Source organism: Bradyrhizobium sp. B117 (genome assembly GCF_038969555.1).
In the GTDB taxonomy this organism is placed as follows: domain Bacteria; phylum Pseudomonadota; class Alphaproteobacteria; order Rhizobiales; family Xanthobacteraceae; genus Bradyrhizobium.
The window spans coordinates 9,961,586-9,985,824 of record NZ_CP152414.1 but is presented as its reverse complement, the minus strand read 5'-3'; the positions used below and the strand labels follow the sequence as shown (position 1 = coordinate 9,985,824).

26 protein-coding genes and 1 pseudogene are annotated in these 24,239 nt (G+C 60.7%); 10 read left to right on the top strand and 17 right to left on the bottom strand.

Annotated features, from left to right (window positions below; translation table 11 throughout):
• Window positions 1-81: 81 nt before the first annotated feature.
• Window positions 82-1,134, bottom strand: coding sequence for a hypothetical protein (locus tag AAFG16_RS47325; RefSeq protein ID WP_342736282.1), 1,053 nt, complete (start codon window positions 1,132-1,134; stop codon window positions 82-84).
• A gap of 595 nt (window positions 1,135-1,729) precedes the next feature.
• Here AAFG16_RS47325 and AAFG16_RS47320 point away from each other — a divergent pair.
• The 5 genes from AAFG16_RS47320 (at window position 1,730) to AAFG16_RS47300 (ending at window position 4,487) form a co-directional block, all read left to right on the top strand.
• Window positions 1,730-2,155 carry a hypothetical protein gene (locus AAFG16_RS47320; protein WP_342736280.1) on the top strand — a complete coding sequence of 142 codons (426 nt, stop codon included), beginning with the start codon at window positions 1,730-1,732 and terminating at the stop codon, window positions 2,153-2,155.
• Window positions 2,134-2,631, top strand: coding sequence for a hypothetical protein (locus tag AAFG16_RS47315; RefSeq protein WP_342736278.1), 498 nt, complete (start codon window positions 2,134-2,136; stop codon window positions 2,629-2,631). The genes AAFG16_RS47320 and AAFG16_RS47315 overlap by 22 nt, the downstream gene beginning before the upstream one ends.
• A 342-nt stretch (window positions 2,632-2,973) precedes the next feature.
• Window positions 2,974-3,177 carry a CsbD family protein gene (locus AAFG16_RS47310; protein WP_342736276.1) on the top strand — a complete coding sequence of 68 codons (204 nt, stop codon included), beginning with the start codon at window positions 2,974-2,976 and terminating at the stop codon, window positions 3,175-3,177.
• 63 nt (window positions 3,178-3,240) lie between these two features.
• The gene (locus AAFG16_RS47305) at window positions 3,241-3,417 is read left to right on the top strand and encodes a DUF2934 domain-containing protein (RefSeq protein ID WP_342736274.1); all 177 of its coding nucleotides are present in this window, start codon (window positions 3,241-3,243) and stop codon (window positions 3,415-3,417) included.
• Window positions 3,418-3,503: 86 nt separating this feature from the next.
• The gene (locus AAFG16_RS47300; RefSeq protein ID WP_342736272.1) at window positions 3,504-4,487 is read left to right on the top strand and encodes a putative zinc-binding metallopeptidase; all 984 of its coding nucleotides are present in this window, start codon (window positions 3,504-3,506) and stop codon (window positions 4,485-4,487) included.
• A 70-nt stretch (window positions 4,488-4,557) separates the two neighbouring features.
• On the opposite strand, the gene AAFG16_RS47295 is transcribed toward AAFG16_RS47300, so the two are convergent.
• A complete protein-coding gene (locus AAFG16_RS47295) occupies window positions 4,558-5,436 on the bottom strand; it encodes a transglutaminase family protein (RefSeq protein ID WP_342736270.1) in 879 nt (292 codons plus the stop codon).
• Between the two features lie 170 nt (window positions 5,437-5,606).
• Between AAFG16_RS47295 and AAFG16_RS47290 the strand changes: the two genes are divergently transcribed.
• Window positions 5,607-6,491 carry a transglutaminase family protein gene (locus AAFG16_RS47290; RefSeq protein WP_342736268.1) on the top strand — a complete coding sequence of 295 codons (885 nt, stop codon included), beginning with the start codon at window positions 5,607-5,609 and terminating at the stop codon, window positions 6,489-6,491.
• Between the two features lie 55 nt (window positions 6,492-6,546).
• Here AAFG16_RS47290 and AAFG16_RS47285 read toward each other — a convergent pair whose 3' ends face one another.
• The 6 genes and pseudogenes from AAFG16_RS47285 to AAFG16_RS47260 all read right to left on the bottom strand — a co-directional run.
• Window positions 6,547-7,002: a hypothetical protein gene (locus AAFG16_RS47285; RefSeq protein ID WP_342736266.1), complete on the bottom strand. Its 456-nt coding sequence runs from the start codon at window positions 7,000-7,002 to the stop codon at window positions 6,547-6,549.
• A 119-nt stretch (window positions 7,003-7,121) separates the two neighbouring features.
• Window positions 7,122-7,457 (bottom strand): hypothetical protein, encoded by a 336-nt coding sequence (locus AAFG16_RS47280; protein ID WP_342736264.1) that lies wholly within the window; start codon window positions 7,455-7,457, stop codon window positions 7,122-7,124.
• A gap of 444 nt (window positions 7,458-7,901) precedes the next feature.
• Window positions 7,902-9,644: a DNA polymerase gene (locus AAFG16_RS47275; protein ID WP_342736262.1), complete on the bottom strand. Its 1,743-nt coding sequence runs from the start codon at window positions 9,642-9,644 to the stop codon at window positions 7,902-7,904.
• A gap of 65 nt (window positions 9,645-9,709) precedes the next feature.
• On the bottom strand, window positions 9,710-10,339 hold the full coding sequence (locus tag AAFG16_RS47270; protein WP_342736260.1) for a hypothetical protein: 630 nt from the start codon (window positions 10,337-10,339) through the stop codon (window positions 9,710-9,712).
• Between the two features lie 362 nt (window positions 10,340-10,701).
• Complete coding sequence (locus AAFG16_RS47265) at window positions 10,702-11,250, bottom strand: hypothetical protein (protein ID WP_342736258.1); 549 nt, start codon at window positions 11,248-11,250, stop codon at window positions 10,702-10,704.
• 149 nt (window positions 11,251-11,399) lie between these two features.
• Window positions 11,400-12,044 (bottom strand): annotated as a pseudogene (locus tag AAFG16_RS47260) (magnesium chelatase domain-containing protein); the annotation flags it as partial.
• A gap of 225 nt (window positions 12,045-12,269) precedes the next feature.
• Here AAFG16_RS47260 and AAFG16_RS47255 point away from each other — a divergent pair.
• Both AAFG16_RS47255 and AAFG16_RS47250 read left to right on the top strand, forming a co-directional pair.
• On the top strand, window positions 12,270-12,515 hold the full coding sequence (locus AAFG16_RS47255) for a PilZ domain-containing protein (protein ID WP_011083489.1): 246 nt from the start codon (window positions 12,270-12,272) through the stop codon (window positions 12,513-12,515).
• An 80-nt stretch (window positions 12,516-12,595) separates the two neighbouring features.
• Window positions 12,596-13,369, top strand: a complete 774-nt coding sequence (locus AAFG16_RS47250) for a tetratricopeptide repeat protein (RefSeq protein ID WP_342736256.1) — start codon at window positions 12,596-12,598, stop codon at window positions 13,367-13,369.
• Window positions 13,370-13,403: 34 nt separating this feature from the next.
• Here the strand turns inward: AAFG16_RS47250 and AAFG16_RS47245 are convergent, their stop codons facing one another.
• The 6 genes from AAFG16_RS47245 to AAFG16_RS47220 form a co-directional block, all read right to left on the bottom strand.
• A complete protein-coding gene (locus AAFG16_RS47245) occupies window positions 13,404-14,693 on the bottom strand; it encodes an AAA family ATPase (RefSeq protein ID WP_342736254.1) in 1,290 nt (429 codons plus the stop codon).
• A complete protein-coding gene (locus AAFG16_RS47240; protein WP_342736252.1) occupies window positions 14,690-15,424 on the bottom strand; it encodes a CpaD family pilus assembly protein in 735 nt (244 codons plus the stop codon). The genes AAFG16_RS47245 and AAFG16_RS47240 overlap by 4 nt, the downstream gene beginning before the upstream one ends.
• A 52-nt stretch (window positions 15,425-15,476) precedes the next feature.
• Window positions 15,477-17,000 carry a type II and III secretion system protein family protein gene (locus AAFG16_RS47235; protein WP_342736250.1) on the bottom strand — a complete coding sequence of 508 codons (1,524 nt, stop codon included), beginning with the start codon at window positions 16,998-17,000 and terminating at the stop codon, window positions 15,477-15,479.
• A gap of 13 nt (window positions 17,001-17,013) precedes the next feature.
• Window positions 17,014-17,832 carry a Flp pilus assembly protein CpaB gene (cpaB, locus tag AAFG16_RS47230; protein ID WP_342736248.1) on the bottom strand — a complete coding sequence of 273 codons (819 nt, stop codon included), beginning with the start codon at window positions 17,830-17,832 and terminating at the stop codon, window positions 17,014-17,016.
• Between the two features lie 371 nt (window positions 17,833-18,203).
• Window positions 18,204-18,551, bottom strand: a complete 348-nt coding sequence (locus tag AAFG16_RS47225) for a BA14K family protein (RefSeq protein ID WP_342736246.1) — start codon at window positions 18,549-18,551, stop codon at window positions 18,204-18,206.
• Between the two features lie 84 nt (window positions 18,552-18,635).
• Window positions 18,636-19,046: a hypothetical protein gene (locus tag AAFG16_RS47220; protein WP_342736244.1), complete on the bottom strand. Its 411-nt coding sequence runs from the start codon at window positions 19,044-19,046 to the stop codon at window positions 18,636-18,638.
• Window positions 19,047-19,526: 480 nt separating this feature from the next.
• Here AAFG16_RS47220 and AAFG16_RS47215 point away from each other — a divergent pair, with 480 nt between their 5' ends.
• Window positions 19,527-20,261, top strand: coding sequence for an AraC family transcriptional regulator (locus tag AAFG16_RS47215; RefSeq protein ID WP_342736242.1), 735 nt, complete (start codon window positions 19,527-19,529; stop codon window positions 20,259-20,261).
• Between the two features lie 24 nt (window positions 20,262-20,285).
• On the opposite strand, the gene gshB is transcribed toward AAFG16_RS47215, so the two are convergent.
• Genes gshB through rsmI form a run of 3 tightly spaced genes read right to left on the bottom strand, consistent with a single transcriptional unit; the run spans window position 20,286 to window position 22,579 of the window.
• Complete coding sequence (gene gshB / locus AAFG16_RS47210; protein ID WP_342736240.1) at window positions 20,286-21,230, bottom strand: glutathione synthase; 945 nt, start codon at window positions 21,228-21,230, stop codon at window positions 20,286-20,288.
• Window positions 21,231-21,240: 10 nt separating this feature from the next.
• A complete protein-coding gene (locus tag AAFG16_RS47205; RefSeq protein ID WP_342736238.1) occupies window positions 21,241-21,642 on the bottom strand; it encodes a YraN family protein in 402 nt (133 codons plus the stop codon).
• On the bottom strand, window positions 21,629-22,579 hold the full coding sequence (gene rsmI, locus AAFG16_RS47200) for a 16S rRNA (cytidine(1402)-2'-O)-methyltransferase (RefSeq protein WP_342736236.1): 951 nt from the start codon (window positions 22,577-22,579) through the stop codon (window positions 21,629-21,631). Before rsmI ends, AAFG16_RS47205 begins: the two co-directional genes overlap by 14 nt.
• 349 nt (window positions 22,580-22,928) lie before the next feature.
• On the opposite strand from rsmI, the gene AAFG16_RS47195 reads away from it, so the two are divergent.
• Window positions 22,929-24,164: a penicillin-binding protein activator gene (locus tag AAFG16_RS47195; protein ID WP_342736233.1), complete on the top strand. Its 1,236-nt coding sequence runs from the start codon at window positions 22,929-22,931 to the stop codon at window positions 24,162-24,164.
• Window positions 24,165-24,239: the final 75 nt, after the last annotated feature.

The following is a 24,239-nucleotide window of genomic DNA, read 5'->3' as shown; positions in this document are numbered from 1 at the left end:
CAGAGCTGCGCGGAGCTCAATCGAAGCGAGAGATATAAGGCTTCGTCTAACGGCAGTGAGCGTTCCGCGGGGAGCGAATGCCTATGTCCGTCGCTTAGTGACCTTCGTTAGGTCAGTGTCCGCGCAACGAATGTAGTCGACGTCGGCAACGTTGGAGACCGAAAGCGTGTTCGATCCACTCTTAGAGGGTGGCCCTAGCGATTGCGACTTCTTAACGTTCGAGAACGCGTCGCTCTTCGCCGCGAGAAGATAGTTCCTCGATATCCAGTCTCGCTTATCAAGAAATTTTGCATAGCGATTGTATTGATCCACAAATTCGTCCTGGCTCTCCGATTCAACGACCAGATCGCACCTGCTGTAGCTCGTCAAAGAGCGAATCTTATAGATCGCAAGGTATCGGTTTTCTTGCCTCGCCCACACAGCTAAATGAACTTCGACATCATTGAAGTAGCAGTTTCCGCTTTGGATTTGATTGAAGTACATCAGCCCGCTGCGGGCCGTGTCGACAGGATCAAAAAAGAGACTTCTAGGAATCCGAAGGATCGGATTCCCGGAATCAAATGCACTAAGATTAGCGTCCAACGAGACCACCTTCAGCATATCGGGCTGGTAAGAGTAGTAAGTCGTAAATTCGACGCCGTCGCCGTATTCCACAGAGCCGCCCTTTATCGCGCAGCGCTGATAGACCACTTCGTCAGAAACTACCGCAACGAAATATTCAAGCTCTGGCGCCGGTACGGACGACAGGACCAACACTGCATCCTTGATGGGCTTTAGCAAAATCGATGCCTTGGCAAAGGCGCTCTGAATCTCCTTCGTAATGTCAATTAGCAGTCTCGCCTTCTTGTCGAAGTCGACTTCCGTCGAAGTCTTTATGAGTTCGCATGTCACCGAGATGAGGTCACGCTGGAGGAGCACTCTGTCGGCATTTGGATACTTACCAATCAGGTCTACGATCTCCTTGCGCGCTCCTCCGCTAACTCCCGCGGAAAAAATGCGAGTAAGGCCCTGAGCGGTGGCGTTTACGTCACCGGCGATCTGCGTGGCATACTGCTCTGATGGCTTCGCGCACGTCATCTGTGCCGAAGCTGAGTTAGTACTAAACGTGAGAAGAATGACAAATAGAGACAGCATCCTAATCATCCAGTTTCCTCCCCAATCCTGATCCCGCACATACTCTCTGTGTCAGGCTTAATTCTCCAAATGTGCCACAAAGCCCAAGCGCTTTCTAGTTGCAGCGTGAATTCGGTGCTTTCGGCAGGTTTCACCGTGCAAACACGCTCGTTAGGTTGCTAGGTCTTCGGCGAAGAGATGAGACGTTCAGGGAAACGCCAGACCGTTTCTGGGCCGTCGGCGCTCAAACGTTGAACCCGCCAGTCTACTATTGCTCCCATTCGAGCGAGCGCACCTGTCGTGGGTGCTAAATATCTGTATGCGGCAGGGGCTGCATCCCTTTCGCAACGAACGGAGATATCATGGCTCGTAAGCCAACCCACTGGAATAACCCAGCTAGTAAACTTCCAAACATCACAAGCATCGAAGAACGCCTTATCGGCAACTATCCCTCGCATCTTCGTGGGATAGCGACAAATCGCTATGGTGGTAACAACCTCCAGCACGAGCGCGGTCTCAGAGGAGGAAGTTACGGACCGGCAAGCCCGGCTCGTGTCTACACCGAAGAGCAACGAAAGTTGTACGAGGCCGATCTCCGCCAACGTGGAGAGCTGCAGTGACCAACCGCACCCCAAAGCATCAGGAAGAAGATCGCAAGATTAGGTCGCGATCGCTATGGGACGAGCCCGAGGAGGTGTCTTCAGCTCGATTGCCCTCACAACCCGCACCGCTTGAACGTCGCAAGAAGTATCGTCAGCGATATCTCAACTCGTTGCCGACTGACGTTCTTGAATGGCTTCGGCTGAACAAGCCTCAGAGCTTCAATGAGCTGATGGATTTGCGAAGAGCCCTGTACGCTCGCCGTACGACGGGCAAGTATCGCCTCCAACTGGGTGGCCTCACATTGGCCGGCGAGCAAAAAATCTTGCTGACCGGACCCGCCAGCGCAGTCATCATTCTCAGTGACAAAGCTCGTCATTTTCTACTGCGCACACTGTGCCGATTGCGTAAGTCTGAACGTTGGCCGCCGATCCGATACTGATGAGTCACCAGGAACAGGTGTGTCGTGCGGAGCTGGCCCGCCTGATAAATTCGATGCCGTTCGCGGCGCCGGCGGCGGTCACGCTCACGATGAAGAAACGCCACGGCGCACGACTGGCCGACGATATCGTTGCTTCCGAGAACTTCAGGCACTTCCGCAACAGACTGGAGCACTCGCTACTCGGGAGCGCAGCCAAGCTACACGGCAAGCACCTAATGATGATCGTGGTGCTCGAAACCAGCGCTGATAATCGCCTGCATTATCACTGTATTATCGACCGTCCATACCATTGCACTTTGGTCCGATTCGAGGTCGTGGTGCGTGAGGAATGGACGAAGACAGATTTCGGGTATCGGCACATCGATATCCAAGACCAACCTGATGAAGGCTGGACATATTACATCCTCAAGCAGCGGCAGAAGCGCTCGCTGTTCGACTCTATAGATTGGGCCAATTGCCAACTGATTGCTGAGTGAAGTCTCCTCTCAGGCAACCGATCGTTCGCTGAAGTGCAAAGGGGCGTCTCCGTGTGGCGACGCTTTAATAGCTAACTGTACCCCAACGGAAGCGAAGTCAATCAAACACAGGATACCGAAGGTCGAAGTCTTGGAGATGCATCAATTCAATCGTGGCTTCGCAGAACCTCCAGGAGACGGTGACCCGCGATACTGAGTTACTCTGTCAAACATGAGGCTGACCGAAATGCTAATGACGCCTCAATATTCCCAAGCGATAACTATCTCCATTGGGGACCGTCGATCCTCGGGAACTAATTGGCTTTGGTCAAGTTGCACGGTCTAAACCAGAGGAGGTTAGCGATGGACTGGAATCGTGTAGAAGGTAATTGGAAGGAAATGAAGGGCAAGGTCAAAGAGCAGTGGGGCAAGTTGACCGATGACGATCTCGATGTGATCGCAGGTAAACAAGACCAGTTGGAAGGTCGTTTGCAGCAGCGATACGGTTACGCGAAAGACCAGGCGAAAAAGGAAGTCGACGCCTGGTACGGACGCCAAAAGTGGTGATCCACGTAAGGCTCTGCTAACGCGGGGCCTTTTTTCTCGATGGAGTTACTCGGAGATCGCTTTATGACAGCACCGACCGAAGAAGAGATCCGGGGGAAAGCTTACAAACTATGGAAAGAAGCCGGTGAACCGGAAGGACGATCGGAATCATTTTGGCATCAGGCTGAAGATCAGCTGCTCCGCGAAGCGAGAGAACTCGGCGAACCGCCACCTGGATTGACAGATAATCTGCCAATCTGACATGTCGTTGGGCCCGATTGACTTTGCGGTGAGAGGGCCAATCCAACACTGCGAAGTTGTCTGCCTAATCGAAGCGGTCTTCGGTCATGCGAAAGCATAACTGTCCCAATTGTAATTCGGCGATTTTCTTCGAACAAGAAGTCTGCACTCACTGCACTGCTACACTGCTTTTTGTTTCCGCCGAGCTTCAGTTTCGGTCTAGCTACGATGCGCAGCCATGCGCCAATCGAACGCTGATTGGCTGCAACTGGGCGTCAGAAGAAAACGGTGGGTATTGTCCATCCTGCACTTTATCACGCACAATTCCTCCGCTCGAGACCGCGCGAAATGTATTGTTATGGCGACGTGTCGAAGAAGCCAAACGTCGGCTACTTTATGATCTTGCGAGGCTGGAGCTCCCGCTGAGCGGAAAGAATGGTCGCGACCGCGTTGCTTTCGACGTGCTTGCAGATGACGTGGGGCAACCGGTTATCACTGGCCACCTCAACGGATTAATCACTCTGAACCTATCGGAGGCCGATGATCCCACACGAGAACTGCGACGAACCCAGTTCCGTGAGCCCTATCGAACTTTGCTTGGCCATTTTCGACATGAGGTGGGTCATTTCTACTGGGAGCAGCTGGTCGGCGGCACAGGCCTCCTCAACGGATTCCGAGTAATCTTCGGAGACGAAACTGCGGATTATGCGGCCGCGATCGCGAACTATCACAAGCGAACGCAGCGCGATTACGATCGACATGGATTCATAAGCGAATACGCGACATCACATCCTTGGGAGGACTGGGCAGAAACTTTCGCGCATTTTCTGCACATCGTCTCAACGCTTGATTCTGCGTCGTCCCTCCCATTGTCACTTGACGTGCGCTCACGAGAAACTCTTCAAGATCCCTACTTGGAAGATGACTTTGAATCGTTACTGGCTTCATGGACACCGGTTGCCTATACGATGAACGAGCTTAACCGATCGATGGGTCTCAGCGATGCTTATCCGTTTGACCTGTCTCTGGCGGTGAGGGGAAAGCTCCATTTCGTTCACATGTCGATACTAACTTTCCGTCGAGATCGTTGAGCTCGCAGCGGACCTAACTGTCCGATTTAGAGCCGAGCACGTGGGCGACCCCGCGCTTTAGTGCTTTAGTTCAGTCGAACTCTTTGCTCGTAACCTGCACGCTCACGTCCATGCCGAGGTCATCGTCTGCATCACCCCAGTAGCTGCCGAACAATGGAATGGCCTGTTGCGGAGTTCGAGCAACGCCGACGCGAATCAGATCGCGATTTCCCACGATACCATTGGTCGGATCGAACTCGACCCAACCTGAACCAGGCACGTACACCTGACACCACGCATGTGTAGAACCACCGCCTAACCGGACCTTCTGGTCACGATCTGGCACGTAAACGTAACCTGTCACGAAGCGGGCCGCGAATCCGAGTGATCGTGCGGCCTCCATCATTAACAGAGCGAAATCTCGGCACGTTCCTTCCTGTCGCTCGATAGTCTCGGCGGGGGTTTGCGTCCCTCGAATATTGCGTCGCCTGTACGAAAAACTCTCAGAGATCGCCTCATTTAATGTCATAAGGAGTTGTCCGGTTGGTACGGTTGCGCGAGGGGACACGAACTTCGCCAGCCAGCGCTCAATGTGCTCTCCTTCGTGATGATGACGCTGAATGAATGGTGCGAGGTCGGGCAGTTCATTGTCGGCGTACGCGAACGGATGCAACTTCGCATAGTCCTCGATCTGAAAAGCCGGAGCGTTTTCAGGAGTGTGATCGAGCTTTAACAACGCCTCAAACTGCAACAATTCGGTTTTCGAATCGAAGTCGACGAGTGTGATGCAGTTGCCAAAGGCGTCATGAATCCATCGGATGGAAGCCGCCTTTGGGCTGATGGTCAGGCTGAATTCAAGAAGTCTCTGGTCAAAGCTGTCCCGCGGCCGGAACATAAGCTGATGCACGCCCGGTCGCACAGGCTTTCTATACCGATAGGTTGTCATGTGATGGACGGAAAAAATTGCCATACGAACCGTCCCGTAACTGCAGATGCTGACTGCTCTGCATCTAGACTACACGGCTGTGGTCGATCGGTGCTCGAACAAGAGTGCCTTTAATTTCGGCAACTTATTCGAATCGATCGATTGGAACCGTCGGTGCGCACACGGCTTATAGCTCATTATCAGGGAGTGTGAGCTTGAAGATCGAGGTCGGGTACAACATTGCGTTCAAGTGCAGTCAGAACGTACCTTTACTGCTGATGCTGAGCGTGCATCCGTCGCGACAGCGTGATCTCCTCACTAAGGACGAACCGAGCTTTACCCCCGACGTCGCTGCCCGAAATTACCTCGATGCTTTCGGAAACGTGTGCACGAGATTGGTTGCGCCGACGGGTACTCTGCATATCCGCAACCGCTTCTTAATCAACGACAGCGGCTTACCTGACGATGTCGTTCCGGATGCCGAGCAATGGGAAGTCAATCGACTTCCCGACGAAGCGTTGGTTTACCTGCTTGGTAGCCGCTACTGCGATACACAAAAGCTTACGGATCTTGCCTGGTCCCTCTTCGGAAGCAAGCCGGCTGGGTGGCAACGAGTGCAAGCCATTTGCGACTATGTGCATGACCGGATCGAGTTCGGGTACCATTACGCGCGAGGAGATCGAACGGCCGCCGAGGGTCACGAGGAAAAGGTGGGCGTCTGCAGGGATTTTGCGCATTTGGCAGTTACATTTTGTCGATGCGTAAACATACCGGCCCGGTACTGTACGGGTTATCTTGGCGATATAGGCGTACCGCGGGATCCGGCGCCAATGGATTTCAGTGCATGGTTTGAAGCATTCCTTGGCGGACGCTGGTACACATTTGATGCGCGGCATAACCACCCGCGTATCGGCCGCATCTTGATCGCTCGTGGCCGAGACGCAGCAGATGTTGCGATATCGACGAGCTTTGGTGCCGCCCAGCTAGAGCACTTCTCTGTCGTTACGGAGGAGATTGGACAAGGCACGGACCCCACTTTCGTCACATGTTCGGCAACTCAAGCGTCAGAGAACGTTTCTAAATTGCCGCAGTTCGCTTGAAACGATGATCGGCCAACCAACAGGGAGCAATCCAAGCCAAAGAAGGGCTAAAGCGTCATCGGCCGCACGCCGGCTGCAGGTTGAGTTTGCTCATCAATGAGCCCAGACCATCTTTTCGACAGTCTTGTGACTCAGCTACCTTGGTGGAGGTACCGTTACGGGAGGTATCTCTCGCCGGCTCGGGCCTCAACTTCTTCATACCGGCTCGGGTGTCGTTTGGATCGTGCCAGTGGCGAGGGATGAAGTCTGGAGCCTTCGCCTTGGCTACTTCTTTCTGTGGCGGCTGAGTCGGTGCCGGAGGCTCGGTAGGTGGTGTATCGACAAGAGCAGCCTGGTCGACCGTTGGCTGAATGTCCTGGATGCTGACAAGCGACAGTCGATCGCTCTTATTGCCGGCTACGGCAGGATAGACGACCGAGGGTATCGGTACCGAAGCGGGCTTGGACGTGGCAGCAGCAATAGCTCCGACGCCCGCCACGCAAACCAGTCCAAGTACGACGACCTTGATCACGGCGATGTCCCCCACACCGAGGCGTCGAGCGTAAAGGATATTTGGCCGGGATTAAGGCGACTTGATTGTTTGGTTAATGCCGGCGATCGGTGACTGTACGGCTACGATGGAGCAGCGAATCACTTCTGGCTCCTCTTCAGCACCATCCGAGCCATATCAAGGCGCTGCTTTGCTTCACGAACCTCCTCAGGACTGAAGATCTTACCGGCCTCGCCGAAGTCAATCACAGCTTGCTCTACAGAAAGATGCAACAGACCGGCTCTGGCAAGGACCCGCATGCCGATAGGAAATCTGCCAATATTGTTTGCGCTATAGGCGATCAAACGGCGAGCGGCAGCCACCCCGCCAACCGACTTGATGAGCTCAAGCAACCGGGAGAATGAATGTCCAGTGAGCTGAGCGGCTATACGGGTCCGCCTGAGCAGCTCACGCTCGAACTCTTCTTCGTGGGTCATTACACGGCTCTCCGAATTACGCCCGGCAGGGGGTTGCGAGCGTGATCCGAGCAGACCGCCCCCGCCGCTGCTCCACTTTGATCAGGCCACCCGCACTCAGAGACTTAAGGGCGCGCGACTTTCCATCCTTGCTGATCCCGGACTGACGGAGCAGCGTTGCTGGAATCGTGACCACGTTGGAACGCGAAATGTCGCATCGATGACGGATAGCCAAGTAGAGGGCGAGCGCCTGGCCGGGTAGCCGGGCAGCGGCCCAGAGATCAGTCATCGGGATCGGACCTTTGAGGAAGCGGCCTTGCATACGGCTTCTTCGCCGCCGGCTAACCTCGGTTTGAATCTCGACTTCATTGAAACCTGATTGGGTCATTAGTAGACTCGGATTAGATGTGACGGGATCGCACGGTCGCGAAGCTAGCCTCGCTCCGATGCGATGGTTTGCGGTGATCAATAGATTGCATCGGGTCGGTCAATCAGGCGGACTACACGATTCCACATGTCGACGCCGCGCTCGTCCATGTAGCGGCCGGGATAACGGATGACCTTCGCGTCGGTCCGGATGTGGACGCCGCCTGTGACGTGGTATCCAGCCCGAGACATAATCTCGCGCATGTGCCGGATCGCGTCATCGAGCTGCTCGAGTGGTGCCGCGATCAGAAAGGCGTCATGAACCGGAGCACAAACCTCGATGCGGCCCTCCGTTGCGGCTATGGCGGCTATCCGCATCATCTCAGCCCCGTTCGCCTGCATCGGGAAGTTCATCAGCGAGGTTGGGCGGTCAATCTCCGTAATCTTGCGACGCCAACCGAAGATTGACGACATCTGGTTGCTGAGCAGGGCCGAGGTGACAGTGTCTTCGCTCCAGCGCCAATAACGAGGGTATGCAATATGATGCCGCTGGATCAGCTCAGCTGCCAGCGAAGGAGCGATACCGGCCTGGTACGCCATCCTTTCGGCTCCCAGCCCGTAGTTAAGGCCGAGCACTACGGTCTTGCAGATGTCGCGAACTCGGGCGTGCGACTCGCGCGTGGCATCAGGAGGCGCAAACCCAGCCTGCTTTCCGAACGCAAGGTAGGGGTCGCCGCATTCATAGGCTTCGATCAAGCGAGGATCGCCGGACAAGCCCGCCGCTATGCCGATCTCTTGCGAGGAAAAGTCGAGATAGGCCAACCCCCAACCTTCGGGAGGCCTAATGATTCCCCGCTGCCATGCGGCAAGCCCAAACGCAAACCGTTTCGCAGACGGCTGGTTGCGGCCGGTCTTGGAGGCAAATGGGGCCAACAGGCTTCGATTGCGGCCATCGGGACCCACCGGAAGCTGGGGCACGTGCATGCTAGTCAACGCCTGCCTTAGCTCGCGCAGCGGCTTCAGCAACGGCCAGACCGCCGACTGCTCCTTGAAGGTGTCGTCGTCGAGCTTCAGCAAACCAGCGTCGGTGCGCGGCCAGGGAATGCCGTGCACACGCAGCCATTCGTCGAACCGACCGAGCTTGAACCGCAGACCATCATAAACGCCGTACTCGGCATCAACGGTCTTGACCAGCTCGACCCGAGCGCGTTGCCAACCTTCGACAAAACTTTGGCGGAGTTCAGTGTCGATCGGAATACCAGTACGCTCCATTTTCGCTACGGCCGCCATGTATCGGCCTCGCAAAAGCGCTCGCGGGAGGTCCAATGTGGGCGACATGAAATCGAGCAGGACTGTGAGGGCCTCCACGTCTGACGCGCAATAGTCCAGGATTTCGGTCCGCTCGTTTTGCGTCCATGACGATTGGTAGAGAATTTTATCCCGCATTGCATCTTTCGCGGCGACGTCGATGCGAGCTAAACCCCGCCAGGCAAGCGCGCCCAGCAAACCATTCCCAGTCGGGAGCTGCAGACCATTGGTCTGGACACGATGTTCGGCAAACAGGTCAATTACGTGTGAGGGCAGTCGCCAACCACGTTCGAGCATGCAGCCCAATTCTGCGGAGGCGTAAAAGGCGACCATCGCGTCCGTAGGACCAACCGGGAACGGGCACTCGCGGAGATTTACAAGCTCGTCACGCCAGTACCGGCGCACCTCGCCAGACCGGTAATCCCGGACAACCATGCACACCACGTCGGGACGGCTGCCATTCAGGGCGCGGAATTCAAAATCGACCAGCGACAGGTGAGCGAACGCGTCCAGCTGCCCAGCGAAGGTGGACATGATCGGTACAACTTAATTGTGAGTGGTGAAAGGACGGCGGCCAAACCCGCCGTCCTTGAGTACTCTTAGATTCGACCGAGGATCTTGTTGAACATCGGATGATCTTGGTTCGAAATCACGCGGTCCTTGAACGCAAGGTCCAGAAGCTCGTTGAACGGCTCGGCCGGCCACTTGGGCTCCCCGAGCTGTCCCTCTGCTGCGTAGATTCTGTAGCCTGATAAACCCATGTCGGCCTGAATGCGGATCCATTGGGTTTTGGCCAAGTGGGCTGCCCTCATAGCCGTCGTCTGCCAACCACCTTGAGCTGTGGCATCACCCGAGAGCTTGAGCGGGAAGATGCCGACCACCTTCTGCTTCGTAATGAACGGAACCAGCGTTGCGACCGAAACGTCGGTTACCGCCCGCAAGAGCGGGAGCATCTTGGGCGCCACGAAATAATACTCCCGCGTTTCGCGATCCTCGTAGAGCACTGCCGTGAAGCAGTTCTCGTCCCCGGGGCGAACGCGAAAATATTCGTGCTTTTGCGGCTTCCGGACCGGAATGCGCGTGAGAATCTCGTTCGCACCTTGAATCCCCATCTCCTCTTGCGAGAGCTTGAGCGCTTCAAGGTCGTCGAAGAAACCGGTTGCTCCAGAGTTGAGCTTAGGCAGTTCGATCGTAGCGGCAGTTTCGGTCGGTTTGTCGAGCGTAGTCATTTACTGCCCTCCCACTGAAGACGGCATCGGGCGGACCTGTTGGGCAACCTTCGGTCGACCGCGGCACAGCACATCCACGAGCGTCTGCGCCCTATGTCGATCGATGTACAACGGCTTCGACTTGCGCTGCATTTGCTGGCGAATCTTACGCAGAAGCATGCCATTGCCGGGCTTCTTTGCCGCCAACGGTCGAGCATCCCGAATAAGATCGACGATATTCGCTCGATCTTGAGAGTGAGTTGGATGTTTGAATGAATTCACATGCATCTCCTTTGGTTTGACAGAGATGATGTTTTGCCGTCACGGAATTGAAGTATCGAGTGGCACCCAAAACTTCAAAATCAAAGTTCGACGTCTTCGTACTATGTAGCGTCGCGAGGCTTCCGAGAAATCACCTTCAGCGCAGCGGTGGGTACGAACAGCTCCAGATCGCCATCGCGACCGAGTTCCTGCAGTTCTTCGATTGCGTAACGAAGTTGACGATACAAGCTAAGGTGGTGCTTGGTCTTGTCGATTTTTCGGCCAAGAGTTTTGCTGATTTTGATGCGGGCTATGCGTTTGTACGACATCAGCCTACGACAGCATTCGACGTTGGAAAGATCGGGGTACTTCAGTTTCACAAACGCAACGGCTTCGACTAACTGCTCGCCAAGCTGAGAATTCCAAGCGTCTTTTTTACTCTGCGATTTATAATGGATTTCGGCGAGGGTCGTCAGAAGCCACCACCAATTTTCAAAGAAGTCGGGGTCCATGCCCGCATCTTCGAAGAATTTGGAGACAGGTGAACTTGATCCAAGTCCGAACCTAAACGGGGCTGGTATTTTCGGCCCCTCTCCCATCAAGCCTGGGCCCAGGTCACGAAACTCTTTCAATGCGGAGTCAATTAACAATTTATAGGGCTTAACAGCCATTGAGACCCTCAAGAAATCGGAAGCAGCTCTATTAGAGGCAGCTCTATTAGAGAAAGAATTGGATTGGTTTGCGGTCCCTCAATGCAACAATCAAAAGGCCATCACATCAAGATAAGATGGCCAATTGATCTAAAATCAAAAGGACATCAGATTAGGAGATGATGTCCGCCGGCGGCCGCGATCTCCAGCGCGCGCTTGGCGCTCTCCTGGCCCTTGATGTCGCGCAGATTCAGCGTGGAGGCGGCGGCCTCGTGCACCTTCGGCGAAGGGCGCGACAGCACCTGCGTGCCCTTGAAGTGGTTGGCGATCTGAATCAGCGAGCTTGCCGCGATGATCTGGATGTCCGGGCTCGCCCAGGCCGCCTCGGAGCCGCAAGACGCCGGGCAGATCAAGCCTTCCTCGCGCATATTGGCGCCGATCGCGGCCGGCAGGACGCCGGCCACCGGTGCGATCGAGCCGTCGAGGCCGAGCTCGCCGAGCACGGTAAAGCCGGTCAGGGCGTCGGGCGGGATCGCGCCGATCGCCGCCATCAGCCCGAGTGCGATCGGTAGGTCGTAATGGCTGCCCTCCTTGGGCAGGTCGGCCGGCGCCAGATTGACAATGATCCGCCGCGCCGGCAGCGCGAGCCCCGAGGCGATCAGCGCCGAGCGCACGCGTTCGCGCGCTTCCGACACCGCTTTGTCGGGCAGACCGACGATGGCAAAGGCCGGCAGGCCCGGCGCGACCTGCACCTGCACGTCGACCGCACGGGCCTCGATCCCCTCAAAGGCGACGGTAGAAACCCGTTGAACCATGCCGAACCAGCCTGCCCTCTTGCACAATCGAGGGTAGCAGGGGGCGCGGCGCTCGGCAAGAACAATACGGGAACATTTTCGGGGCGCGGCAAGCCCTAACAAGCGGTAAACGGGCAGCGGACACTAAGCCTCGAATGCGAGCGGCTGTCCTCAGCACATTCCAACGAATGTCCGGTACTCCTAGGGCTGCGGGATGGGCCGTGATCTAACGGGTGAACAGTTCAAATGCTTGCAAATCGCCGGAGAAGCGAACGTCGGGTGTGCAGCCGGCTCGCCAAGATTCATTTTGGCGCCGGCTCGCTGCCGCGGGATTGCACGATCACGGATATCTCGGACGGCGGCGTGAAGGTCGTGGCGGAATTTCTGGAAGTGCCGCCGCAATTCACCATCATCTTCGCGCCGGACTATTCCCGCCAATGCCGCCTGCGCTGGCGCATCGGCTGCGAATTCGGCGCCGAATTCACCGACTAAGGTCTGAACGACTGTCTCTTTAACGGGACTTTAGCGTTAATCGGCAAAGCATCTCTGATCAGTCGCCGAGTGATCAGAGTATGTCCAAGCGTTTGTTCGTTGCCTCTCCCCCGGCGAGATATCTGTTTTCCGCGCTCCTGGTCCTTGGCTTGGGTGGCTGTCAGACCACCGGCCTCGAGGACGTCACCAGCGCGCTCGGCGGCAAGCCGGAGGCGGCCGCCAAGGCCGACCCGAAGTCGGACATGGATGCCTTGCGCGAGCGCTATCGCGCCAAGCCCAGTGATCCCAACGTCGCCCTCGAATACGGCAAGGCGCTGCGCGAGAGCGGCCAACGCGCGCAGGCGGTCGCGGTGCTGGAGCAGGCCGTGCTCGCTCATCCCAGCAACAAGGCGCTGCTCGCCGGCTACGGCCGCGCGCTCGCCGACAACGGCAATTTCCAGCAGGCCTTCGACGTGCTCGGCCGCGCGCATTCGCCCGAGGATCCGGACTGGCGCATCCTGTCGGCGCAGGGCGCGGCGCTCGATCAGCTCGGCCGCAACGAGGAGGCGCAGCAATATTACGCCGCGGCGCTGAAGATCGCGCCCGACGAGCCGACCGTGCTGTCCAATCTCGGCCTGTCCTACATGCTGCAAAACAATCTGCCGAAGGCCGAACAGGTGCTCGGCCGCGCCTATCAGCGCAATCAGAACGATGCGCGGGTCCGTGCCAATCTCGCGCTCGTGCTGGGATTGCAGGGCCGCGAGGCCGAGGCTGAAATCCTCGTGAAGGCAGATTTGCCGCCGGACCAGGCCGCGGCCAAGGTCACCGCGCTGCGGCAGCTGCTGGCGAAGAAGCAGCAGCGGGCGGACAAGTAACCGCCCTCTCCATCATCCCTACAATTCCTGGTCTCTACGACGCCTTGCGGTGGGGCGCGGAGCTGCGGCTTGACCGGCCCTTCAGCTTCTTCAGCAGCGGTCCGAGCAGCGAGCGCTTCGGCTTCTTCACCTCGCCGCGGCCGGCGAGGCGGTTCGCCATATTCTGGAACAGCTCGGTGGTGCGGTGGCTTCTGGAGACCTCCGCGATCATCTGGCCGTTATTGGCTGCGGTCGAGAACAGCTTCGAATCGAACGGGATCACCGCGAGCGGCTGGCTCTCCATGGTCTTGGCGAATGCCTTGACCTCGATCTCCGCGCGCTTGTGCATGCCGACCTGGTTGATGCAGTACAGCGGCGGCCGGTCGTTCGGCCTCGCAGCCTTGAGCACGCTGAGCATGTTCTTGGTGTTGCGCAGGTTGGCGAGATCAGGCTCGGCCACGATCACGATGTCGTCGGCATTGACCAGCGCGCGCCGCGTCCAGCCCGACCATTGATGGGGCACGTCGAGCACGATGCACGGCGTGGTCATGCGCAGCGTGTCGAACACCGCGTCAAAAGCTTCCGCGCCGAAATCGTAGACGCGGTCAAGTGTGGCGGGTGCAGCAAGGAGGCTGAGGCGGTCGGTGCATTTGGCGAGCAGGCGCTCCATCAGCGCCGTGTCGGGCCGGTCCTGCGACAGCACCGCATTGGCAATGCCCTGCACCGGGTCCTGGTTGTAGTCGAGGCCCGCGGTGCCGAAGGCGAGGTCGAGATCGATCACGACGGAATCGAGCGCGAGGTCGCGGGCGATGGTCCAGGCGACGTTGTGCGCGACCGTGGACGCGCCGACGCCACCCTTGGCGCCGACCACGGCGATGACGCGGCCGGTGATGATGGCTTCGGACGCCGAGAACAGGCTGCAGATGGAGCGAACGACGTCGAGCGTCTCGACCGGTCCCACCACATAGTCGTTGACGCCGCGGCGGACCAGCTCGCGATAGGGCGCGGTGTCGTTCGGATTGCCGATCACCACCACGCGGGTGCCGGGATCGCAGACGCCGGCGAGATCGTCGAGGCCTTCGAGGATGTCGCGCGTGCCGTCGGATTCGATCACGATGACGTTCGGCGTCGGCATCGAATCGTAGACTTCGATCGCAGCAGCGAGCCCGCCGCTCTTGGCGGTGAGATGCGCCTTGGCGAGCCGGCGGTCCTGTCCGGCGGCGGTCACCGCGGCGAGCGTCTGCTCGGTCTCGCAAAAGGCCTGCACGGAGATGCGAGGAACCGGCGCAATGTGTTCCTCGGGGTGCTGCGGATCGTCCGCCTCTTCGTCGTGGACGCTGGTCATTTGCCTGTGTCGCTCAGTTTGGCCCTGTCGGACTCTGGATAGGTGGTCGCGGTCGTCGAGCCCTTGCGGTAGCGGTCGAAGGCGATTTCGCGCCGTGCGGTATAGGCCGGCGTCTCCGCGCGCGGCTGCTCGAGGTCGGCGGGATTGTCGATCATGGCCGCGAGGTTGCGCTGGTTGGCGCAGCCGAGATTGAAGTAGGGATGGTTCTCGTTGTAGCCGGGGTCGAGGATGGATGGCCCGATGTCCTCCGGCCACAGCCCGCAGGGGCCGGCGACAGCCGTGATCTTCGAATAGCTCAGACGGATGGTCGGTAGCAGTCCGGGATCCTCAGGGCGGTAGCGATGCTGGACGATGGCGCGTGACGGCACGCCGCCGGAGGCGAGCACGGAGCGGATCTCCTGATAGGTCGCCGCAGCAGCGCGCGAATTCGCGGTGTCGACGGGCACGTCGACCACGACCGAGCCGGTGCCTTCGCGCACCCAGTCCCGGGCGATACCGGCGACGTCGGCGTGCTGCGCGGTCGAGAGGCCGCCTCTGGCCTTGCCGACGAAGATCACGATCGACTTCTTGCCTTCCTGCACCGCGATCGGGTGGCGCTGGCGGTAGTCGGTCGGCACCGTCTGGGTGACGATTTCGCCAGTGGTGTTGCAGGCGCCGAGCAAGACGGAGAGCCCCGTCAGCGCCAGCGCGATCCGCAAGCTGCGACGTCGATCGGCTGTCATCTTCGTCATCGCCTTGTCCCCTCTTGCCCCGTGTCTCGCCCCGGCCCCCAAGCCGTCGGTCTCAGTCGATGATGAAGCCGAAATCGCCGTGGACGCCGTCGATCGGATCGACGCGGCGGGCCGCGATGCCATAGAGGCGGTTCACGCGGCCAAGCAGAGCCGTCTGCGCGTCCGAGGCCGGCGCGAAGCCGTCGTCCGGCCGCGACAATTCCTTCTGGGCGACCGCGCGCACTACATAGGGCGTCACGATCACCATCAGCTCGGTCTCGTTGTTGACGAAGTCCTGGCTGCGGAACAGCGCGCCGATGATCGGCACCTGATCGACGCCGGGCAGGCCGTTGATCGCCTGCTTGGTCTGCTGCTGGATCAGGCCGGCCATCGCCATCGAGCCGCCCGAGGGAATTTCCAGCGTGGTCTCGGCGCGGCGGGTCTGGATCGAGGGGATGGTGATCGAGCTGGTCTGGCCCGCGGACACCGCCTGCGTCACGGAGATGGCGTTCTGATTCGACAGCTCCGAGACTTCGGTCATCACGCGCAGGCTGATACGTCCCTCGCTGAGCACGACCGGCGTGAAGTTCAGGGAGATGCCGAACTTCTTGTAGGTGATCTGGGTGGTACAGACGTGGGTGACCGGATCGCAGGAATAGCCCGCAGGGATCGGGAATTCGCCGCCGGCGATGAAAGTGGCGGACTCGCCGGAGATCGCCGTCAGGCTCGGCTCGGCCAGCGTCCGCATCACGCCGGCGCTTTCCATCGCGCGCATCGTGGCGTTGACGGTGGCCACGCCTTTTGCGAGTCCAGTAACACCGAGCCCGTTGCTGCTGACGAGCGGGCCGCCGGAGACCGAGAACGGGTTGGAGTTGTTGAAATTCACGACCGCGGTGCCGGCGTTCAGGCTGGCGCTGAGATCGACGCCGAGCTGCTTGACGATGTCGCGCCTGACTTCGCCGACGACGACCTTGAGCATCACCTGGTCGCGGCCGCGCACGACGATGTTGTTGACGACCTTGTCCGCGCCGCCGACGAGCTTGGCGGCGACGTCGCCGGCCTGCTGGGCCTCGACCGGACTCGACACCGAGCCGGTCAGCATCACGCTGTCGCCGACGCCTTCGATCTGCACGCCCGGCAGCGACTGGCGCAGCGCCGAACGCATGCCGTTGAGGTCGCGTTTCACCGCGATGTCGTAGGCGGCGACCTGCTGGCCGTCGGCGGTGAAGAACACGACATTGGTCTGGCCGACCTGGCCGCCGATGATGTAGGCGCGCTGGGCCGAGCGGATCACCGCGTTGGCGATCTTGGGATCGGCCACCAGCACGTCCTTGACCTCGCGCGGCAGGTCGATGACCACGGATTTGCCCACGCCAAGCGAGAGGAAACGCGTGCGGGCCGGCGCGATGGTCGCGACCGGAGACACGGCGAGATCCGGTGGCGCCTGCATCGGCGCCTGATCGCCGACCGGCGCATCCGCCGCGGTGACGAAATCGGGGGCCGCGACCAGCCCCAGCATCAGCATTGCCCCTGCTAAGGACGAGCGCGCGCGCTTCCCCCGAATGCGCAGGCCCATCCGACCTTCCCCGTAGTTCATGCTATCCCCATCATCACTTCTGTGACGTCAGCTGCCGCGCCTGCACCCCGTAACGGATCACGTTCACGCCGCCCGGACGCCTGACCGCCTCCTCAGGCGTGCCGTCGATGGCATTGGCATCCACGATGCTGCGCAGCGCGAGTGTCAGCGTGCCGCCCTGGCGCGCGGCCGAGAGCGTGGCGACCTGGTCGGGCCGGAGCTCGAGCGTGACGGTCTTGCCGATGACGGCGTTCTGGCCGTCCTTCTCTTTCGGCGCCTGGTCGATCGCGAGCACGCGGATATTGGTCAGGATGACCTCGGACAGGATGAGGTCGTTGCCGCCGGTCGGGCCATTGTTGTTGGCGCCGTCAGGATTCTTCAGGCGGCGGGTCAGCACGATGTCGACGCGGTCGTTCGGCAGGATGAATCCGCCGGCGCCGGTCTCGGCGGAAATCTCGGTGGAGACGGCGCGCATGCCCGACGGCAGGATCGCGGCCATGAAGCCGGAGCCATCGGCCTTGACCAGCTTCTGCTCGCGGATCGGCTCGCCCTGCATCAGCGGCACGCGCGCGATCGAGCCGGCAAGCTGGGTCTGCGCCTCGGGCCTGCTGTCGCGGCGGATGAAGGCGCTGCTCGCGGTCGCCGCCGGCCAGGCCTGCCATACCAGGTCCTCGGGCTTCACGGCCTGACCGAGCTGGATGTCGTTCTTGGCGACCAGAACCTCGATCGTCGGCAGCTTCTCGACGACGGGAAGGACGGGCGCGGGCGCATTCTGATAGCCGCTCGCCAGATACGCAGCGACGCCGCCGGCGCCCAGTGCGATGACGAGAACGATAATGCGTGCGGTGTTCATACGCTGCTACTCTTACGCGGGGCACTCGAACCGCACCTGGCGGGTTCCCCTGCGTCGATGAGTAGGGAGGAAAAGTATAAGGGGTGTTGCGAGCCCGAATGTGATCGCCGGTCACGCTGCTGGTTTTGGGCAGATGGTGAACGCCGCGTTATCCGGTCGGCCAGCGACCCCGTAGTTTCACGCGGGGCCGCTCCTGCGTTCGCATGAGGCGCGAGGCATCTTGGTGAACGGGTGGTTAGTGATGCGCGAGCTGATGCCGCGCGGTGATCAAGACGTAATCCGTCATCCCCACGCAATGGCTTCGCCGTTGCGCGGGGGTGACGGTGATGGAGCGCGTTGGCTCCATAAGTGCCACGAAGTCACAGCTGCTCTTACTGGCAGGGATACCGCCGGCCATCCTTTGCCGCGAATGTATTCGTCGCCGGATCATACGAGCGGTAACGTTGCGCGCATGAGGTCGCGTGTTGCTGGGCCGCCGCCGCTTCCTGCTGCGCAGCGGCGCTCGCTGCGCCGGCCGCGATCGCGCCGCCGATGAGGCCGCCGACCAGTCCGCCCACACCGGCGCCGTTGTCATAGCACTGTCCGTAACGGCACCAGACCTGCTCGGTCATTTCAGGCGCCATGGCAGCAAGGCCCGGATTGGTCTGTAACGGTGCCGACCTCGCAGAGGTCGAAAACAGCGCGACAGCGGCGGCGGCCATCAAGACGATTTTTGACATGTGATCGTTTCGCATCGAATTTCCTGCTTCATATGCTGTGGCGGCAGGCGGGCGCCTGCCTCCCGCTTCCCTTGAACGCGGCGTTCACTGGCCGGCTGCGTCCACGACACGGCAGAGGTTGGCGCTGATGCCTGGAGCTACCTGTCCCGGCGGCATGATGAAGACCGCATCGACGCGGCTGCCTTTGACGTCCTTGCGCACGACGACGCGAAGTGTCTGCGGCCGCCCGGATCCGGTCGTTTCCTGCTGAGTGGTCAGCGTGCCAAGCGCCTTGTCCACGTTCACGTTGACGAAGCCTTCCGCCATGACGGCACGGGAGACCCTGTCGAGGGCAACGGTGGGATTGACCGATGGAAAGATCATCCAGACCTTGTGGGTCGTGCCCGTCACCAACGGAACGCCGCTCATCTGATAGTGGTCTGCGCAGCTGTCGGCCCGCGCCGGCATCGACGAAAGGGCCATCAGCGTGACCGCGCAAATTGTTCTGGTAAGCATGCTTCCATAACCTGTTTGAGGTGGTCGAAGCGATTTAGGCCGATCGCGCCGCAAGTCCATGGACTCCAGCGCGTTCGGGATGGAAGCCTTCGGTTTCCGGCTAGGCCGATCGATGCGCGATCTGGATATCCTCATTCGGAAATCGGATATTCAGAGCGCGATCTGAATTCACCCGAGTTGTGCTAGGACAGCAAAAGACCAACGATTGGGATTTGCATGGTCGAAGACATACTTGCCGCACCTCCCGCGCGATCAGGGTCGTCGTTTCAGGAGTTGCTCGAGATACTGCGGCCTCACGGAATCAATGCGCATTCCTCGCCGCGGCCGGATGGATCGTTTCGCTGGCATGCGGATGTCGCGATTGGTGCGGGCATGGATGTCGTGAGGGCGGAGCTGTCCGCGGGGTGGGACTGGCGCTATGCCTACGGCAATTCATCGGGAGAGCTTGCGATCAGCCTTCTCAATGCCGGCAAGGCCGAGATGCTCATTGCCGGAAAAAACGTGCAACGTATGGACTCCGACATCGCCATCGTATCGCTTCCGACGTTGCAGAAGCAGCGGGTCGAAGCGGTGGATGGACGGTATTCGAGCGTGACGCTGACGGTGCATACCGGCGTCGTCACCAAGGTGCTGTCCGCGACGTTCGCGGGCACGGCTCTGGAAGACCTCAATCTCGCGCCCAAGATCGAGCTGTCCACCAGCGCCGGGCAGATGCTGCTTCAGCTCGTTCGCGCCAGCACGACCGGCCTCCATGACGGGATCCTGGCACGTTCGCCGAAAGCCAGCGCTCTGTTGTCGGAGGCCGTGATCCAGCTAGTCCTCCAAAACGTGCCGCATCGGCTGATCGAGCGGTTGAACCGCCAGCCCATGGATGTGCCGCCTCGTCACGTCAGGCGGGCCGTCGAATACATGCGGGCCAACCTGCATCTGCCGCTGACGATCGCCGATATTGCCGGGAACGTCGGGATCAGCAGTCGGTTGCTGCAATCGGGATTTCGCCGGATCCACGGAACGACGCCGGTCGCCTATTTGCGCAGAATTCGACTCGAAGCGATCCACGACGAGCTGTCGCGACCGGAGAATCTGCTTCCGGTCAGTGAAGTCGCGCTGAAGTGGGGCTTTACCCACATGGGCCGGTTTGCGGCGTCCTACCGTGCGGCCTTTGGATTGTATCCGTCCGACACAGCCCGGCGCGCTCGGGGATTTTTCGGCTGAAGGAGCCGACTCAAGGCTCCGAAGCTATTTCTTTCGCTTCTGCTCGATCGCATCCCAGATCTTCGCCGCGACGTCAGGGCCGCCGAGCCGCGCGATGGCGCGGATGCCCGTGGGCGAGGTCACGTTGATCTCGGTGAGATTGCCGTTGATGACGTCGATGCCGACGAACAGCAGGCCGCGCTCGCGCAGCGCCGGCCCGATCGTCGCGCAGATCTCGCGCTCGCGCGGCGTGAGCTCGGTCTCCTTGGCGGCGCCGCCGCGCACCATGTTGGAGCGGAGATCGTCGGCGGCAGGCACGCGGTTCACCGCGCCGGCGAACTCGCCGTTGACCAGGATGATGCGCTTGTCGCCGTGCTTCACCTCGGGGATGAACTGCTGGATCACCCAGGGCTCCTTGAAGGTGACCGAGAACATGTCGAACAGCGAGCCGAAATTCATGTCCTGCGGCATCACGCGGAATACCGCCGCGCCGCCATGGCCGTGCAGCGGCTTCATCACGACGGCGCCGTGCTTGTCGCGGAACGCGTTGATCTCGTCTAAGTCGCGCGAGATCAGGGTCGGCGGCATCAGCTGCGGGAAATTCATCACGAACAGCTTTTCCGGCGCATTGCGCACCGAGGCGGGATCGTTGACCACCAGCGTCTTCGGATGAATGCGCTCCAGGAAATGGGTCGAAGTGATGTAGGCGAGGTCGAACGGCGGATCCTGGCGCAGCAGCACCACGTCGAAGCCGTTGAGTGCCTCGCGCCTGGGCTCACCGAGGGTGAAATGGTCGCCGGACTCGTCGCGCACTGTCAGGAGCTGCACCGGCGCGACCAGCTCGTCGCCGACCATCGAGAGCTTGTCGGGCGTGTAATAGGACAGGCCATGGCCGCGCTTCTGCGCCTCCAGCAGCAGCGCGAAAGTGGAATCGCCCTTGATGTTGATGCGGGCGATGGGGTCCATCTGGACGGCGACGTTGAGTTTCATGGTCTGCCTTTCAGGTCGAGGCGTCGAATGCCGCCAACACATGGCGCGGAAGTGAGCGCGGCGCAATCAGCATGGCGTCGAATCGCAATTCGAATTCGGCATGCTCGGGATGCGCTACGAGCCAGCCTTGCGCGGCGTCGATGATGCGCTGCTGCTGGCGCGGGGTGACCGCATAAGCCGCGTCATCCAGGCTGGCGCGGGCCTTGACCTCGATGAAGGCGATCAAATTGCGGCGGCGCGCCACGAGATCGATCTCGCCATGCGCCGTGCGGTAACGCTTGGCCAGGATGCGGTAGCCCTTGGCCATGAGATAGGCCGCGGCGCGGCTTTCGGCCGAGATGCCGGTGCGGAACGCGGCGACGCGTTCGGGCGAGGCGACTTTCGGTTCCGCATCGCCCCTAGCCTTCGCCATTGCCGCCCCGCAGGTCCTTGGCGAGCTCGAGCGCGCGGGCATACACCTCGCGGCGCGGCCGGCCCGAGAGCGCGACCGCATGCGCAACCGCGTCCTTGACGCTGTGCGCGGCCAGCTGCTTGCGCAGGAGATCGTCCAGCGCATCCGAGTTCAGCACCTCGGCGTCGGCCGCCGGCGGAGCGATCACCAGCACGAACTCGCCGCGCGTCTCCAGCCCCTCGGCGTCACGTGCCAGCTCGGCGAGCGTTGCACGCGAAATCTCCTCGTGCAGCTTAGTCAGCTCACGACAGATCGCGGCCTCGCGGCTGCCCATGATCTCGGCGAGCTCGGCCAGCGTATCCTGCACGCGGTTGCCGGATTCGAACATCACCAGGGTCGCATCGATGCGGGCGAGCTCGGCCAGACGCGATTTTCGCGCGGCTGATTTGGCCGGCAAGAAACCCTCGAAGAAGAAACGGTCGGTCGGTAGCGCCGCGACCGACAGCGCCGCCAGCACCGAGGACGGGCCCGGCAGCGCATAGACGGCATGGCCGGCGGCGCAGACCTCGCGCACCAGCTTGAAGCCGGGATCAGAGATCAGGGGCGTGCCGGCGTCCGACACCAGCGCGACCGAGCCGCCCGCGGCAAGCGCCTCCAGGATTTTTGGGCGCGCCACTTCGGCGTTGTGCTCGTGATATTGCTTGAGCTGGGCGGCGATATCGTAGCGCTCGGTCAGGCGCCGCGTGATGCGGGTGTCCTCGCAGGCAATGACGTCGACGCCGGCAAGGGTCTGGAGCGCGCGCAGCGTAATGTCGCCGAGATTGCCGATCGGGGTCGCGACAAGATAGAGGCCCGGCGCCGCCTTCGGGGCCGGGAGCCGATAGGCGTCGATGGAGAAACCGCGTGGAGCGGCGTCTGGGCCTTCAGGCGTATTTATCGGGGCCGGCTTTGCGCGCATAATGAATCGAACTTAGGCATGATCCCCGGGGCTGGGAACCGGTTCTCCGAAAAAGATCGTGGCCAAGCCCAAGATACGGATGGGCGGGGAAGGACGGGAATGTGATCCATCCGGGATCACATTCGAGAGGGTATGAAGTGTCAGCGTCATATTCGCGGCGGAAACGCCGCCTTGATGCTGTCGTGACGGTCGGCGGACAGCCAGGACTTACAGGTGCGGGCGCGTTAAGCGGTCATTATCCTTTTGTTTTGGTTAACTATTTGCCGACAATATGTCGGAATCCGCGGCTTCTGTCGCGGCCATGAATGTTGTGACCGGCTGGCGATCGCCGGTTAGAAGAGAAGCTGCAATGCTGGGCCCGCGTGATCCGAAATCTCCCGTTGAGGGGCCCCGAATGTCCGGGGCGACCCGGCGGGGTGCGCTAGGCTTGTTGCTCGGCGCCCCCCTGCTCTCGGCCTGCGCCGGCGTGCAGCAGAGCCTCAGCCAGTTCTCCAATCCCTTCAGCAGCTCCTCCCCGCCCCCGGCCCAGCCGGCCGGGCCGCCGCAGCAGGCGACGACCGCCGGCACCGGCGGGGTCAAGGTTGCCGTGATCCTGCCGCTCTCGGCCGCCGGCAATGCCGGCCTTGCCGCGCAATCGATGCGCAATGCGGCCGAGATGGCGCTGGCTGAGTTCCAGAACCCGAACATCCAGCTGCTGATCAAGGACGACAATGGCACCCCGCAGGGCGCGCAGGCCGGCGCGCAGCAGGCGGTCGAGGAAGGTGCCGAGATCATTTTGGGGCCGCTGTTCGCGCAGTCGGTGCCGGCGGTGGCTCAGGTCGCGCGCACGCGCGGCATTTCCGTGATCGCGTTCTCGACCGATTCCAGCATCGCCGGCCGCGGCGTGTATTTGCTGAGCTTCCTCCCCGAGTCCGACGTCAATCGCATCATCGAGTACTCCGCCAGCATCGGAAAGCGCTCGGTCGCCGTGCTCGTGCCCGACAATGCCTATGGCAATGTCGTCGAGGCCGCGGTGAAGGCGGCGGTGCCGCGGCGTGGCGGACGCGTTGTCGCATTCGAAAGATATGGCGCGGATCGCGCCACCCCGGCGCGCGCCGTGGCGCAGCAGCTCGGCAGCGCCGATGCGCTGTTCATTGCCGACGACGGCGATGCCGTCGTCGCGGTGGCCGATGCGATGACCGCGGCCGGCGCGAACTTGCGCAACATCCAGCTGCTCGGCACCGGCCTGTGGGACAATCCGCGCGTCTATGCCAGCTCGGCGTTGCAAGGCGGTCTTTACGCCGCGCCGGATCCGGCCGGCTTCCGCGCCTTCTCCGGCCGCTACCGAACCAAATACGGCGCCGAGCCGGTGCGCACCGCGACGCTCGCCTATGACGCCGTCGCCCTCGTCGCCGCGCTCGCCCGCACGCAGGGCACCACGCGATTCTCGGCGGATGTGCTCACCAACGCCTCGGGCTTTGCCGGCATCGACGGCCTGTTCCGCTTCCGCGCCGACGGCACCAACGAGCGCGGCCTTGCGGTGATGAAGGTGACGACCGGCGGCGGCGTTGCGGTCGCGGGTTCGCCGAAGAGCTTTGGGGCATAGTTCAGGACGACGGTGCCGTAGGTGGGCAAAGGCGCACTTGCGCCGTGCCCACCATCTCTCAGCTAAGTCGCATGG